This window comes from Ruegeria sp. CDSA020, from assembly GCF_059612345.1.
The window spans coordinates 12,723-26,703 of record NZ_JBXWQK010000005.1 but is presented as its reverse complement, the minus strand read 5'-3'; the positions used below and the strand labels follow the sequence as shown (position 1 = coordinate 26,703).

At 58.8% G+C, this 13,981-nt stretch carries 13 protein-coding genes; all 13 read left to right on the top strand.

The genetic code is table 11. The features are described 5' to 3' along the window. Position 1: 1 nt before the first annotated feature. The 13 genes from ahbB (AC2FJW_RS09590) to AC2FJW_RS09530 all read left to right on the top strand — a co-directional run bounded on the left by ahbB (AC2FJW_RS09590) (position 2) and on the right by AC2FJW_RS09530 (position 13,900). On the top strand, positions 2 to 991 hold the full coding sequence (gene ahbB / locus AC2FJW_RS09590) for a siroheme decarboxylase subunit beta (RefSeq protein WP_496696563.1): 990 nt from the start codon (positions 2 to 4) through the stop codon (positions 989 to 991). After that, positions 988 to 1,437: an Lrp/AsnC family transcriptional regulator gene (locus tag AC2FJW_RS09585; protein WP_496696565.1), complete on the top strand. Its 450-nt coding sequence runs from the start codon at positions 988 to 990 to the stop codon at positions 1,435 to 1,437. The genes ahbB (AC2FJW_RS09590) and AC2FJW_RS09585 overlap by 4 nt, the downstream gene beginning before the upstream one ends. Next, entirely contained in the window at positions 1,434 to 1,934 is a 501-nt protein-coding gene (ahbB, locus tag AC2FJW_RS09580) for a siroheme decarboxylase subunit beta (protein ID WP_496691876.1), read from the top strand. Before AC2FJW_RS09585 ends, ahbB (AC2FJW_RS09580) begins: the two co-directional genes overlap by 4 nt. Beyond that, positions 1,922 to 3,136, top strand: coding sequence for a heme d1 biosynthesis radical SAM protein NirJ (gene nirJ / locus AC2FJW_RS09575; protein WP_496691877.1), 1,215 nt, complete (start codon positions 1,922 to 1,924; stop codon positions 3,134 to 3,136). The genes ahbB (AC2FJW_RS09580) and nirJ overlap by 13 nt, the downstream gene beginning before the upstream one ends. Next, positions 3,111 to 4,664: a cytochrome D1 domain-containing protein gene (locus AC2FJW_RS09570; RefSeq protein WP_496749959.1), complete on the top strand. Its 1,554-nt coding sequence runs from the start codon at positions 3,111 to 3,113 to the stop codon at positions 4,662 to 4,664. The genes nirJ and AC2FJW_RS09570 overlap by 26 nt, the downstream gene beginning before the upstream one ends. Beyond that, positions 4,621 to 4,884 (top strand): hypothetical protein, encoded by a 264-nt coding sequence (locus AC2FJW_RS09565; protein ID WP_142635225.1) that lies wholly within the window; start codon positions 4,621 to 4,623, stop codon positions 4,882 to 4,884. Before AC2FJW_RS09570 ends, AC2FJW_RS09565 begins: the two co-directional genes overlap by 44 nt. Positions 4,885 to 5,482: 598 nt before the next feature. Next, positions 5,483 to 7,606 carry a 4Fe-4S binding protein gene (locus tag AC2FJW_RS09560; protein ID WP_496691895.1) on the top strand — a complete coding sequence of 708 codons (2,124 nt, stop codon included), beginning with the start codon at positions 5,483 to 5,485 and terminating at the stop codon, positions 7,604 to 7,606. A 14-nt stretch (positions 7,607 to 7,620) separates the two neighbouring features. Further along, the gene (nosZ, locus tag AC2FJW_RS09555) at positions 7,621 to 9,528 is read left to right on the top strand and encodes a TAT-dependent nitrous-oxide reductase (RefSeq protein ID WP_496701847.1); all 1,908 of its coding nucleotides are present in this window, start codon (positions 7,621 to 7,623) and stop codon (positions 9,526 to 9,528) included. A 3-nt stretch (positions 9,529 to 9,531) separates the two neighbouring features. Further along, positions 9,532 to 10,788, top strand: a complete 1,257-nt coding sequence (locus tag AC2FJW_RS09550) for a nitrous oxide reductase family maturation protein NosD (protein ID WP_496749958.1) — start codon at positions 9,532 to 9,534, stop codon at positions 10,786 to 10,788. Next, positions 10,778 to 11,671: an ABC transporter ATP-binding protein gene (locus AC2FJW_RS09545; RefSeq protein WP_271948641.1), complete on the top strand. Its 894-nt coding sequence runs from the start codon at positions 10,778 to 10,780 to the stop codon at positions 11,669 to 11,671. Before AC2FJW_RS09550 ends, AC2FJW_RS09545 begins: the two co-directional genes overlap by 11 nt. Beyond that, on the top strand, positions 11,668 to 12,489 hold the full coding sequence (locus AC2FJW_RS09540) for an ABC transporter permease (protein ID WP_271948643.1): 822 nt from the start codon (positions 11,668 to 11,670) through the stop codon (positions 12,487 to 12,489). The genes AC2FJW_RS09545 and AC2FJW_RS09540 overlap by 4 nt, the downstream gene beginning before the upstream one ends. Then, a complete protein-coding gene (locus AC2FJW_RS09535; protein ID WP_142635212.1) occupies positions 12,486 to 13,001 on the top strand; it encodes a nitrous oxide reductase accessory protein NosL in 516 nt (171 codons plus the stop codon). Before AC2FJW_RS09540 ends, AC2FJW_RS09535 begins: the two co-directional genes overlap by 4 nt. Beyond that, positions 12,998 to 13,900 carry an FAD:protein FMN transferase gene (locus AC2FJW_RS09530; RefSeq protein ID WP_496749957.1) on the top strand — a complete coding sequence of 301 codons (903 nt, stop codon included), beginning with the start codon at positions 12,998 to 13,000 and terminating at the stop codon, positions 13,898 to 13,900. Before AC2FJW_RS09535 ends, AC2FJW_RS09530 begins: the two co-directional genes overlap by 4 nt. The last annotated feature ends 81 nt before the right edge of the window (positions 13,901 to 13,981 follow it).

Genomic DNA, 13,981 nt, shown 5'->3' with positions numbered 1-13,981 from the left:
CATGCAACATATCACTGACCCGATCGACCGTCGCCTGCTGGACGATTTTCAGCGCGAATTTCCGATTGTCGACCGCCCGTTTCAGCCAGTGGCCAAGGCGCTGGGGCTGGACGAAGCTGAAGTGCTGAACCGTCTGGCGCGAATGCGTTCGACCGGCCGGATCACCCGGGTCGGGGCCACGATCACTCCGGGCGCGGTGACGGCCAGCACTCTGGCCGCGGTGGCCGCACCCGAGGAGCATCTGGAGGACATTGCCGCCCTGATCGACGCAGAGCCCGGTGTGAACCACAATTATCAACGTGAGGACAAATGGAACCTCTGGTTTGTAGCGACCGGCCCTGATCGCGCGCATGTGGACGCCACTCTGGCCCGGATTGGCCTGCAAACCGGTTTGCAGGTTTTGGACTTGCGTCTGGTTCGGCCGTTCAATGTTGATTTGGGCTTTCGAATGACAGGCAAGCAACGCAACGTACCAGCACCGCGCAAGGTGGACTGTTCCGTTCTGCAAAAGGGTGATCGCTCGTTGATGCAGGCGCTTAGTTCCGGCTTACCGCTGGTTTGCGAACCTTACGCAGCACTGGCCGCCTCTTTGGACCGTAAACCAGAGGACGCCATGACGCGGATCCGGATCTTACACGAGGCTGGAATTGTCTCGCGTCTTGGCGTGATCGTAAGACACCGGGCACTGGGCTGGTCGGCCAATGCGATGGTGGTCTGGGATATGCCAACTGATCAGGTCGATCGTGCCGGACCTGCGCTGGCAAAATACCCTGGCGTGACACTGTGTTATGAGCGTCGACCCGTTGAAAACATCTGGCCCTACCGCCTGTATTCCATGATCCACGCCCGCTCGCGCAGCGAAGCGCGAAACGTCCTGGCCGGGGCTGCGGCATTGCCTGAGCTGTTTGGCGCGCAGCACAAGGTGTTGTTTTCGACTCGCTGTTTCAAACAGACCGGCGCGCTGATCCAACCCAAGGAGACAGCGGCATGACCCTGGACGAAACTGATCGGGCAATCCTGAACCGAATGCAGGACGACTTACCTCTGACCTCACAACCCTATGCGATGGTGGCCCAAGAACTGGGGATTTCGGAACAGGATCTGTTGGTTCGCCTATCACGGATGAAGGATGAACGGGTCATCACGCGCTTTGGCCCGTTCTTTGACGCGGCCGCGATGGGCGGGGCTTTTTGCCTATGTGCCATGGCCATACCGACAGAGGCATTTGAATCCGTCCTGACCAAAGTCAATGCGCATCCCGAAGTTGCCCATAATTATGAACGTACGCACCGGCTGAACATGTGGTTCGTATTGGCCACCGAAACGCCCCAAGGGATTGAGGCCTGCGCCGATGCGATCGAACAAGAGACGGGGATCGAAGTTCTCAGATTTCCCAAGTTGCAGGAATTCTTCATCGGCTTCCGGGTGGCGGCATGATCGACGCAAAAGACAGACTGATTATCGAGGTTCTGCAGGGCGGATTGCCCCTGGTGCCTTCGCCCTACGCTCGGGTCGCTGAAAGCCTTGGAATGGACGAACAAGCGCTGCTGTATCGCCTCGCAGAACTTAAGGCGCGCGGCGTTATACGTCGTATCGCCGCAGCCCCGAACCACTACAAACTGGGCATGACTTCGAACGGCATGACAGTCTGGGACGTCGATGACAGTCAAATCGCTGATTTGGGGGCACATATTGGCGGTCTGCCTTTTGTCACCCATTGCTATGAACGTCCACGTGCCCTGCCCGACTGGCCTTACAACCTGTTCGCCATGGTCCATGGCAAAGACAGGGGTGAAGTCGAAGAAAAACGGGCCGAGATTGCCGGTATTCTGGGCAGTGCCTGCCGGGCCAAGGACATCCTGTATTCAACGCGCATCCTGAAAAAGACCGGGCTGCGCCTGAAACCGAAAGGCCAAACGCCATGTTCCGCCTGACTGAATACATGCAGCAACTGGTCACCCCGACCCCCGTGCGCAAGCGCCGCCCCGGCCCGGTTAAGCCGGTGGTCATCTGGAATCTGACCCGGCGCTGCAACCTGAAATGCCGCCATTGCTATACTGTTTCGGCGGATGTCGCGTTCCCGGGTGAGCTCAGCCACGAGCAAGCCATGGTAACCCTTGAGGATCTCGGCCAATTTCGCGTCCCGGCCCTGATCCTCTCGGGGGGGGAACCGCTGGATCGGTTCGATTTCTTTGATATCGCCAACCGGGCGCGCAAGTTGGTGCCGATGCTGGCGCTGTCGACGAATGGCACGCGGATTTACGATGAAACCGCTGATATGATCGCTGATGTCGGCTTTAACTATGTCGGCATATCACTTGACGGGATCGGGGCCACAAACGACTGGTTCCGAGGTGTCGAGGGCGCCTTTTCAGATGCCCTGCGCGGCGTGCGCGAGTGCAAGAAACGCGGCATCAAGGTCGGTTTGCGATTCTGTTTGACCGAGGGCACACAGCACCATCTGCCCGATCTCCTGCAGCTATGTGATGATGAGGGGGTCGACAAATTCTACCTGTCTCATCTGGTTTACGCCGGTCGCGGCGACAAGAACAGGGGCGAGGATGCCGAGCATCTGCGCACGCGCAAAGGTCTGGATCTGTTATTGGACCGTGCGTGGGAGGCTGCCTCGGGCGGGCGCCCGCTGGATATCGTCACCGGCAATAACGATGCCGACGCCGGATATTTTCTGAACTGGGTCAGGACGCATTTTGATGCCGAAAAGACCTCGCATATACGTGCGCATTTGGCGGCCTGGGGCGGGAACTCCAGCGGGTTGGGGGTGGCCAATATCGACAATCTTGGTCGGGTCCATCCCGACACCTACTGGTCAGATTACACGGTCGGGAATGTGAAAACGACGCCGTTTTCCGAGTTGTGGACCGGGGACGACAAGATGCTGGCCATGCTGCGCACTCGCCCACGTCCGCTGAAAGGGCGCTGTGGAGTTTGTCAGCTCAGGGATGTTTGCGGTGGCAACACGCGCATTCGGGCCCTGCAACTGACGGGCGATCCCTGGGCCGAGGACCCGGCCTGTTACCTGTCAAACGATGAAATTGGCGTGGATAAAGCGGGCAAACGCCTGCAGGTCACACCTTTCCGGGGGAAAAGCCATGATCCGGCGCATCAGTTCTTTTAGGGCTCGGACGCTTGGAACACTGTGTGCGCTTCTGCTGGCCAGCGCCGCATGGGCCGACGCCCAGTCCGACTATGCCGAACATTGCGCGTCCTGCCATGGTGACACCCGGCTGGGCGGAGTTGGTCCGGCCTTGATACCCGAAACGCTAAAACGCATGCGCGGGCCGCGGGTTGCCGCCGTGATCGCCGAAGGGCGCACCGCCACCCAGATGCCAGCCTTTGCGCATAATCTGAACACCCTGCAGATCGAGGAGTTGGCAGGTTGGCTGAAATCCCCGCTCGAGACCGCCCCGGACTGGGCCGAGGCGGGCATCATGGCCAGCCGAACGCTGGACGCAGACTATGTCGAGATTGATGCGCCCGTCTGGTCCAGTGATCCGATGAACATCACGTTGGTGGTGGAAACCGGAGACCACCATGTCAGCGTTCTGGACGGTGACACATTTGAGGTTTTGGACAGATTTGAAACTCCTTTTGCCGTTCATGGCGGCCCAAAGTTCAGCCCCGATGGACGTTACGTGTTCATCATGTCCCGCGATGGCTGGGTCCAGAAATATGACATCTGGGCGTTGCAACAGGTGGGTCGCGTGCGGGCGGGACTAAACAGCCGCAACATTGCCATGTCAGGCGATGGCAAATGGCTGGCGGTGGCGAATTACCTACCCAACAGCCTGACCCTTTTGTCCACCCGGGATCTTTCGGTGGCAAAAGTCATCGAGATTAAAAGCAGGAAAGGTAATCCCAGCCGCGTTTCGGCCGTTTATCAAGCTCCGCCACGGGAAAGCTTTGTGCTGGCCTTGAAGGATGTGCCAGAGATTTGGGAGGTCTTCTATGGCGCCAATCCACCCCAATCCGGGCTGGGACACGATTTTCGTATCGAAGGGCAGTTCAAGAACCCGAACCCTTTCCCAGTACGCAAGATCACTACGCCCGACTATCTGGACGATTTCTTTTTCGACCAGACTTATGAATACGTCATGGGCGCATCTCGCGACGGGAACGGCGGTCAGGTGATTGATCTGGTCATTGGCCAAAAAGTGGCTGACCTGGATCTGCCCGGCATGCCGCATCTGGGTTCCGGGATTACCTGGCGGCGCGGCGATACAACTGTGATGGCAACGCCGCACCTGACTGATGGCACCGTCTCGGTGATCGACATGGAGACATGGGAAACGGTCAAGCGGATCAAGACCGAAGGGCCGGGGTTTTTCATGCGCAGCCATGAAAACTCGCCATATGTCTGGGCCGATGTTTTCTTTGGGCCCAACAAGGATGTGATGCATGTGATCGACAAGCAAACCCTTGAGATCGTACGGACCCTGCGCCCAGCGCCGGGCAAAACCGTGGCCCATGTGGAATTCACCAAGGACGGAAGCCATGCGTTGGTTTCGATCTGGGAAGATGACGGCGCGGTGATCATCTATGATGCAAAAACACTGGAAGAGGTCCGCCGTCTGCCGATGCGCAAACCTTCGGGAAAGTACAATGTCTGGAACAAAATCACCTTCTCGGAAGGAACCAGCCACTGAGGGCAAATGGCCGGTGTGGAAACTGGCCATATTGCTGTATCCAGCGTCTGCGCTGACCGTGGCCATAAACCTTTTTCTGGCTGGCCTGATCGCCAACAGCGCCGGATTCGGAGTGATTGAGCCTGTCACCGCCATCCTGTGGTCAATCCCATTGGGTGTACCTGCCTGCTGGTTTGCAGGGCGCTGGGTACGCAGTTTGATGGACGAAGCAGACGGCTAGGTCGGATTCTCCAAAGGCCTAACCGAAGTCAAGTATCTGCTTTCGGGAATCTCTTAGGACTTGGGAAAGATCACCGAGTTGGATTCTCCATGCCCGCCCATAATCCTTTGCACATTTCAGCTGTTTGCGCGTCCCGCGCAGCTTGTGCGGTGGCAGGTATAATCCTTCTGCTTTTGCAGCTGCTTAGCCCGGCGCTGGCGAGTCCCGGGCAAAGCATGTGGGTTGAGATCTGCTCGGAGGGCGGCGCGGTCTGGGTCGAGGTTGATCTTGAAAAAGGCGATGCAGACCCGACCGCACCTTGCCCCAAATGCGCCGATTGCGCGCTGTGCGCCGTGACCGGTGCCGCACCTCTGCCCATGCCGCTGGAAGTGACGCAACGAGGAAGGGTTCAATTCTTATCTTGCCAAAACAACAGGTCCTTCGAGCTAAATGGCTCTGACCGGCTGTGGCCAGAAACCCGGGGTCCTCCCCCTGCACCAGAATTTAAAACCGAACGCGCCCCGCGCGCGTCCATGGCGTCCACCCCAATCATCGGAGGTGCGTCGTGGTCGTAAGTCGCGCAATCCATTTCCTGCTGGCCTTTTTTCTGTCCTGCCTGATGGCGATCAGCGCACATGCCGACAGCCTTGCCAGCTTTCTGCCAGAACTTGAGCCCGCGGACCTGATCCCCGGCGCCGAGGCATTTGGCCCGATCAGAAAAGACATTCCGGTTGCGCCGATCCTGAAAGGGGGCAAAACGATTGCCTGGGCCTTTCTGACCTCGGATTTCGTGGGCACCACAGGCTATTCCGGCAAACCCATTCACGTCGTTGCAGCGATCGACAATGATGCGGTGCTTACTGGCGTTAAGCTGGTCAAGCATTCGGAACCCATCGTACTGATCGGGATTCCGAACGCGCGTATGGTCGAACTGACCGAAGGCTATGCCGGCCTGGACCTTAGGGTTGAGGCTGAAACAGGCGGTGAGGGCCATGACCTCGACATTATCTCGGGCGCGACTGTCACAATTATGGTGATCGACGACAGTCTCGTGCGTGGCGGCATCAAGGTAGCGCGGGCGCTGGGGCTGGGTGGCTTGTCACCGCTGCAGGCCGACGGGCCGAAGCGCGAAGTCGATATGGCACAAGACGCCACTTATGACTGGACAACGCTTTCGGGTGACGGCTCGGTCCGACGCCTGACACTGGATGTCGGTCAGGTCAACGCTGCGTTCGAGGCCACCGGCGACCAGCGCGCCATCAGGCGCCGTGAACGGGGCGCGCCCGACGACACCTTCATCGACATGCATCTGGCGTTGGTTTCGGTCCCGTCGATCGGCAAGTCACTGCTGGGCGAGGCCGAGTATCAAAACCTGACCGAGTGGCTGGGCGAGGGCGAGCAAGCCATCCTGGTGCTGGGTCGTGGCGCCTATAGCTTCAAGGGGTCAGGCTATGTACGTGGCGGGATTTTCGACCGTATTCAGCTGATTCAAGGTGATAATTCGGTACGCTTCTTTGATAAACAGCAAGAGCGTCTGGGCAGAGTTGCGGCCGCCGATGCGCCCAGTTTCACCGAGCTGGATATCTTCAAAATCCCCGCTGAGGCAGAGTTTGATCCGGCCGAACCGTTCCGCCTGCAACTGTTGGTGCAACGCGCCGTCGGTGCGGTTGAAAAGACGTTCCTGACCTTCGATTTGGGCTACAAACTGCCTGAGCAGTACCTGTTGCCAGTCGTAGCCCCCACCGTTGTGGATGACGCCACAGGTGAAGCCGCCGCCAAAGCCGCTCTTTGGAAACGTATCTGGAAGGATCGCACAGTCGAGATTGCCGGTCTGGGCGTCATGCTGCTGATACTGACGGCGACCTTCTTTTTCCAGTTCCATGCCACGATGAACGCGCGGGTCTTTTACTGGTTCCGCATCGGCTATCTGACAATGACCCTGTTCTTCATCGGCTGGTACGCGAATGCCCAGTTGAGCGTGGTGAACCTGATGGCACTGGCGGGCAGTTTGCGCACGGGTTTCTCATGGGATGCCTTCCTACTGGACCCGCTGGTGTTCATCCAATGGTTCGCCGTGGCAGCCGCCCTGTTGTTCTGGGGACGCGGTGCCTATTGCGGCTGGCTGTGCCCGTTTGGTGCGCTGCAAGAACTGACCAACAAGATCGCGCGGGCTTTTCGCGTGCCGCAATGGACCCTGCCCTGGGGCCTGAATGAACGGCTGTGGCCCGCGAAATACATGATCTTCTTGGGTCTCTTCGGCCTCAGCTTTGTCTCCATCCCGCTGGCCGAGAAGTATGCCGAGATCGAGCCTTTCAAGACCGCGATCATTCTGAAATTCATGCGCGACTGGCCGTTTGTGGTTTTTGCGCTGGCCCTGTTGGGGATCGGCCTGTTCGTTGAGCGGTTCTATTGCCGCTATCTCTGCCCGTTGGGCGGAGCACTGGCGATCCCAGCCCGCATGCGCATGTTCGACTGGCTACGCCGTTACAAGGACTGCGGCACCCCCTGTCAGACCTGTGCCAATGAATGCCCCGTTCAGGCGATCCACCCCACAGGTGAGATCAATCCGAACGAGTGCGTCACCTGCCTGCATTGTCAGGTGCTCTACCAGTCCGAGGACAAATGTCCCGTCGTTATCCGTCAACTCAAACGGCGGGCCAAGACAGGGTCGGTCGATCTCAAGACCCCACTCGGACAACCACCGGCGAACCATCCAAACGCCAAACCGAAAACCGTTTCCTAAAAGGAGGAACGATCATGTCGGAACATGACAACAAACTAACCGTCACACGCCGCGGTATGCTGGGGGCGACCGCCACTGGCGCCGTGCTAGCCGGAACCGGTCTGGGATCAACCCTGATGACCGCAAAACAGGCCAGCGCCGCGGCCAATGCCAATCTCGAACCTGGTGAGTTGGACGAATACTACGGTTTCTGGTCCTCGGGTCAGACCGGTGAGCTGCGCATTCTGGGCTTCCCGTCCATGCGCGAGCTGATGCGGGTGCCGGTGTTCAACCGCTGTTCGGCCACCGGTTGGGGTCAGACCAATGAATCGCTGAAGATCATGACCGATGGCCTGCTGCCGGAAACCAAGGAATTCCTCGCCAAGCGCGGCATGAAAACCTACGATAACGGTGACCTGCACCACCCGCATATGTCGTTCACCGACGGCACCTACGATGGCCGTTACCTGTTCATGAACGACAAGGCCAACACGCGCGTTGCTCGCGTACGCTGCGACGTGATGAAATGCGACAAGATCACCGAAATCCCGAACGCCAAGGCGATCCATGGTCTGCGTCCGCAGAAATTCCCGCGCACTGGTTATGTCTTTGCCAATGGCGAAGATGAAACTCCATTGGTCAATGACGGCACTGTGCTGGACGATCCGTCGCAATACGTGAACATCTTCACCGCGCTGGACGGCGACACCATGGAAGTGGCATGGCAGGTGATCGTGTCGGGCAACCTCGACAACACTGACTGCGACTATCAGGGCAAATACGCCTATTCGACCTCGTACAACTCGGAAATGGGTATGAACCTGGCCGAGATGACCGAGAACGAGATGGACCATGTTGTTGTCTTCAACCTTGCGGAAATCGAAGCGGGGATTGAGGCGGGCGACTATCAGGAACTGAAAGGCGTCAAGGTTCTGGACGGCCGTAAGGGTCAAAACAAGAAATACACCCGTTACATCCCGATCCCGAACTCGCCGCACGGCATCAACACCGCGCCCGACGGCAAGCATGTCTGCATCAACGGTAAGCTGTCTCCGACCGTATCGATCATGGACGTCACCAAACTGGACGCCCTGTTCGAAAGCGATGCCGATCCGCGGTCCTGTATCGTGGGTGAACCGCAGCTGGGTCTTGGCCCGCTTCACACTGCTTATGACGGCCAGGGCAACGCGTTCACCACGCTATTCCTGGACAGTCAGATCGTGAAGTGGAACCTCGACAAGGCAATCGAGGCTTACGGCGGCGCCGATGTTGACCCGATCATCTCGAAGGTCGATGTGCATTATCAGCCGGGCCATAACTCGACCACCATGGGTGAAACCAAGGAGGCTGATGGCAAGTGGCTGATTTCGATGAACAAGTTCTCGAAAGACAGGTTCTTGAACACGGGTCCACTTAAGCCTGAGAACGAGCAGCTGATCGATATCTCAACCAACGAGATGAAGGTGGTTCACGACGGACCGACCTTTGCGGAGCCGCATGACTCGATCATGGTGCGCGCTGACATCGTCAACCCGGTCAACGTCTGGGACCGTAACGACATCACCTGGGAGGACGCCCGCAAACAGGCTGAGGCCGATGGCATCGATCTGGAAGAGGGTGCCGAGGAACCGATCCGGGACGGCAACAAGGTGCGGGTCTATATGACCTCGCAGGCCCCAACCTTCAGCCTTGAGAAGTTCACCGTCAAACAGGGTGATGAGGTAACAGTCTATATCACCAACCTGGATGACGTGGACGATGTGACCCACGGCTTCTGTCTGGGCAACTACGGCATCGCGATGGAAGTTGCGCCGATGGCGACCGCTTCGGTCACCTTCACTGCCGACCGTCCGGGCGTGCACTGGTTCTATTGTCAGTGGTTCTGCCACGCGCTGCACATGGAAATGCGCGGCCGGATGCTGGTCGAGCCGCAGGGAGCATAACCCATGCGTTGGCCCCTGCTCATAACGCTCCTGCTCGGCTCGCCCCTTTGGGCGGCGGATTGGGATGTGCCCAACCGGGCGGGGGCCATCAATGAAACACTGGCGCAGGCGGCGGATGGAGACACCCTTCGCCTGAGCCCCGGTGTCTACTCTGAGACATTGGTTCTGGACCGGCCCGTCATTATTGACGGGCAGGGGCAGGCCACCATTGACGGACAAGGCGTCGGCAGCGTCATCACCGTGACCGGACCGGGCGTGACCGTACGCGGTCTGACAGTGATTGGTTCGGGCTCGAGCCATGATGGGATCGACAGTGGCATTCAGCTGGTCAAAACGGCCCATGCGCCGGTGATCGAAGGCAATGTGTTGCTGGGCAATCTCTATGGCATCGACATCCACGGCGCCAAGGACAGCGTCGTGCGCGGCAACCGGATCGAAGGGCGTCAGGACAAGCGGATGAATGACCGCGGCAACGGCGTCTATGTCTGGAACGCACCGGGTGCGCGGGTCGAAGACAATGATATCCGGTACGGGCGCGATGGGATCTTTGTGAACTCGTCCAAGAAGAACACCTTTACTGGAAACCTGTTCCGCGATCTGCGGTTCGCGGTGCACTACATGTATGCCGACGACTCGGTGGTCAGCGATAACGTCTCGATCGGCAATGATCTGGGCTATGCGGTGATGTTCACGACCAATGTCAAAGTCACCGGCAATGTGTCGATTGATGATCGCGAACATGGTGTGATGCTGAACTACGCCAACAAGAGCGTGATTTCTGGGAACGTCGTTAAGGGTGCAAAGGAGAAATGCACCTTCCTGTATAACTCGAACAAGAACGAATTCACCGACAACTGGTTCGAGGGTTGCGGCATCGGCATTCACTTCACTGCTGGGTCAGAACGTAACCATATCGTCGGCAATGCCTTTGTCGGAAACCGGACTCAGGTGAAATACGTTTCGACCAAGTGGGTCGAGTGGTCTGAAGATGGGCGCGGCAATTACTGGTCCGATTTCGCCGCCTATGATGTGGATGGCAACGGCGTCGCTGATGCCCCTTATCGCCCCAATGACTCGATGGACCATGTGCTGTGGACCCAACCCGCAGCCAAACTGCTGCTCGGCTCCCCCGCCGTGCAACTGGTGCGCTGGTCACAATCGGCCTTCCCGGCGCTGTTGCCGGGGGGTGTGATGGACAGCAACCCATTGATGCAAGCCCCTGAACCCCCAGCTATGAAAAAGGTGCCTCATGACGGATAAGGCCCTGACGATAAACAACGTCTGTAAGGACCGAGGCAAAACCCGCGTTCTTGACGACATCACCCTGTCTCTTGCCCCTGGTCAGCGCGTGGCGCTACTGGGCCATAACGGCGCCGGCAAATCGACCCTGATCAAATCCATCCTTGGCCTGATCCCGATTGAGGGCGGAGCCATTCGGATCGGAAACGCCACTCCTGGCAGTGCGCAGGCGCGACGGGATACGGCGTATTTGCCCGAAGCGGTGTCCTTCCACCCGGCGCTTACGGGCCGGGAACAGCTGACTCTGTTCGCGCAGCTCTCGGGATCCAAGGCCGATGTGCCCGGCCTGCTGGAACGTGTTGGCCTCAGCGACGCGCTGGACCGACGGATCGGGACCTACTCCAAGGGGATGCGGCAACGTCTGGGATTGGCGCAAGTGCTGCTGGGCCAGCCGAAAGTGGCATTGCTGGACGAGCCGACAAGCGGACTGGACCCGATTTCTCGGCAGGATCTGTACGCCATCATCGACGAACTGGCCGCAAAAGGCACCGCCGTCCTGATCGCATCGCATGCCCTGACTGAGGTCGAGGCCCGCACAGACCGGATCGCAATCATGCGCGGGGGCCGGATGGTGGCCGATGACACGTTAAACAACCTTTCGGCGTTGGCGGGTCTGCCAATCCGCCTGAAGGTGCGCGCCAGCTCTAACCCTGACGCCTTGGCCGCCAAACTGGGCGGCAGCCGGATCAATGGCGCGTCCGTTGAGTTGCTCTGCACCGTCGACGACAAGATGGAGGCCCTGCGCCGGATCGCCGGATTGGGCGATGCGGTGGCAGATGTGGAAATGACACCTCCCAAGCTGGAAGATCTCTATCGCTACTATGCACAGGAGAAGAGGCCATGACCCGCTTCCTCGCCATCACCCGCACTGAAATGTTGATCTTGCGCCGCAACCGCTGGCTGCTGATGGCGACACTGATCATGGTGTTATTCGCGCTGGCACTTACCTTTGCAGGCAGTGCACCCACAGGCACGCTTGGCGTAGATATGCTGACTGTCTCGGTTGCCTCGATGACGACGCTGTCGGTCTATCTTGCCCCCCTACTGGCACTGATGATTGCCTTTGACGCCATCGCAGGCGATGTGGACCGGGGCAGCTTATCGCTGCTCTTGTCCTATCCCGCCGGGCGCGGAGAAATCCTGTTGGGAAAATTCACCGCCCATTTGTCGGCGCTTGCCTTTGCGATGACCATCGGCTTTGGCACGGCTGGCGCGGTGGCAGCATGGTTCGGTGGCGCCGGTCCAGAAAGCCTGTTGGCTCTGGTCCGTCTTATCCTCACTTCGATCGTGCTGGGCGCCGTGTTTCTGGCATTGGGATACTTGCTGTCCGCCCTGGCAAAGGGGGCCACGGCGGCAGCAGGTCTGTCGGCCGGGCTCTGGCTGGTTTTTGTCGTCCTCTATGATCTGGGCCTGTTGGGGGCCGTCGTCATGGACAAGGGCGGCACCTTCACTCAATCCGTCTTTCCATGGGTGATGGTGGCCAACCCGGCCGACGCTTTCCGTCTGTGGAATATCGCCGCAACCGAGGGCGTCGCGATGGCATCCGGCATGACCGGCGCTGCGCAGGCTCTGCCCGTCTGGGCCGCCCCGTTGTCTTTGCTGATCTGGCCCCTGCTAGGCCTTGCACTTGCCCGGCTCGCGTTCCGAAGGGTCGAGCCATGAAGCGTCTTTTCCTGATTGCTCTACTCGCCCTGACTGCCTGTAAGGAAGAACAGATTGCCGCGCCTGACCCGGTCGATCTGACGCCAGACGCACTCAGCTTTTTTTGCCAGATGAATATTGCTGAACATGGCGGTCCAAAAGGACAGATTCACCTCGACGGCTATCCCACACCACTGTTTTTTGCGCAGGTTCGCGACATGGTTGCCTATCTCAAAAGCCCCGAACGCGAGGCAGCCATTGTTGCAATCTATGTCAGCGATATGGGAACCGCCCCAAGTTGGCATCAACCAGGTCAATCCAACTGGATCAATGCCGAAGGTGCGACTTTCGTCGTCGGGGCCAATGTCGCCGGCGGCATGGGCGCGCGCGAGGTCGTGCCCTTTGCAGACCCGACCGATGCGGACAGCTTCATCATCCTGTACGGAGGGTCCGCTTTGCCCCTGACTGACATACCCGACGCCGAAGTGCTTGGCCCCGTCGATCTGGACCTGAAACTGGAGACACCAGCATGAGCCGTTTGTCCCGACGTCGTTTTCTGATCATGTCTGCGGCATGCGCCGCGCTACCGGCGGCCGCATCTGGCGCACCAGTCGCGCATTGGCGTGGCATCGCGCTGGGGGCCAGGGCCAGCCTTGACCTTGTTGGCCTTTCTGAGGCAGAGGCGGCGCCCCTGCTGACATCAATCGAAGCTGAACTGAACCGGCTGGAAGGTATCTTTAGTCTGTATCGATCGCAGTCACAGATTTCAGAGCTGAACCGAAGCGGATTGCTGCAGCAACCAGCCCCCGAACTGTTGAATGTACTGAGCCAGTGTTCGACCCTTCACAGTGCATCAGACGGGGCTTTTGACCCCACAATACAACCCGTCTGGAGGGCGATGGCCGCGCGCGCCAGCGCATCTGAATTGACTGCCGCCCAAGAAACTGTCGGCTGGCACCGAGTCCGATATGACGCTGATGCGATCCAGCTGCCGGAGCCCGGTGTCTCAGCCTTGACATTGAACGGTATCGCACAAGGCGCAATCACCGATCGCATTGCGGCGCTGTTACGGTCCTTTGGCTTACGCGATGTTCTGGTTAACATGGGAGAAATCGCGGCAATGGGTCAGCGAGGTGACGGGCAAGACTGGCGGGTCGGCCTTGCGGGTCACAATAATACAGTCCTCAAGAAGATCACTTTACGAGAACGCTCAGTAGCCACATCATCGGTTGCAGGCACGCTCTTGCCTGGCGACCACGGCCATATCCTGAACCCATTTGGCCCAAGCCCAAGCAACCACACTGTTTCCATTTCCGCACCCAATGCAGCCTTAGCTGACGGTCTGTCCACAGCCCTTTGCGCCGCCCCAAAGGAATGGACGGGTAGAATTCTGCAGAGTTTTCCATTGGCCAGTTTGGAGCTGAGCGGATAATCCGCAGTCTGTTCCAAGGCAGTCAAATCGGCAAATAGGACCTGTCCGCTGAATCAACTTTACCGGTGGTCAACCTTTCGA

Bases quoted from the DNA above. Each gene is read 5' to 3' on its own strand.
- ahbB (WP_496696563.1), top strand. From the start codon at position 2: ATGCAACATATCACTGACCCGATCGACCGTCGCCTGCTGGACGATTTT.
- AC2FJW_RS09585 (WP_496696565.1), top strand. From the start codon at position 988: ATGACCCTGGACGAAACTGATCGGGCAATCCTGAACCGAATGCAGGAC.
- ahbB (WP_496691876.1), top strand. From the start codon at position 1,434: ATGATCGACGCAAAAGACAGACTGATTATCGAGGTTCTGCAGGGCGGA.
- nirJ (WP_496691877.1), top strand. From the start codon at position 1,922: ATGTTCCGCCTGACTGAATACATGCAGCAACTGGTCACCCCGACCCCC.
- AC2FJW_RS09570 (WP_496749959.1), top strand. From the start codon at position 3,111: ATGATCCGGCGCATCAGTTCTTTTAGGGCTCGGACGCTTGGAACACTG.
- AC2FJW_RS09565 (WP_142635225.1), top strand. From the start codon at position 4,621: ATGTCTGGAACAAAATCACCTTCTCGGAAGGAACCAGCCACTGAGGGC.
- AC2FJW_RS09560 (WP_496691895.1), top strand. From the start codon at position 5,483: ATGGCGATCAGCGCACATGCCGACAGCCTTGCCAGCTTTCTGCCAGAA.
- nosZ (WP_496701847.1), top strand. From the start codon at position 7,621: ATGTCGGAACATGACAACAAACTAACCGTCACACGCCGCGGTATGCTG.
- AC2FJW_RS09550 (WP_496749958.1), top strand. From the start codon at position 9,532: ATGCGTTGGCCCCTGCTCATAACGCTCCTGCTCGGCTCGCCCCTTTGG.
- AC2FJW_RS09545 (WP_271948641.1), top strand. From the start codon at position 10,778: ATGACGGATAAGGCCCTGACGATAAACAACGTCTGTAAGGACCGAGGC.
- AC2FJW_RS09540 (WP_271948643.1), top strand. From the start codon at position 11,668: ATGACCCGCTTCCTCGCCATCACCCGCACTGAAATGTTGATCTTGCGC.
- AC2FJW_RS09535 (WP_142635212.1), top strand. From the start codon at position 12,486: ATGAAGCGTCTTTTCCTGATTGCTCTACTCGCCCTGACTGCCTGTAAG.
- AC2FJW_RS09530 (WP_496749957.1), top strand. From the start codon at position 12,998: ATGAGCCGTTTGTCCCGACGTCGTTTTCTGATCATGTCTGCGGCATGC.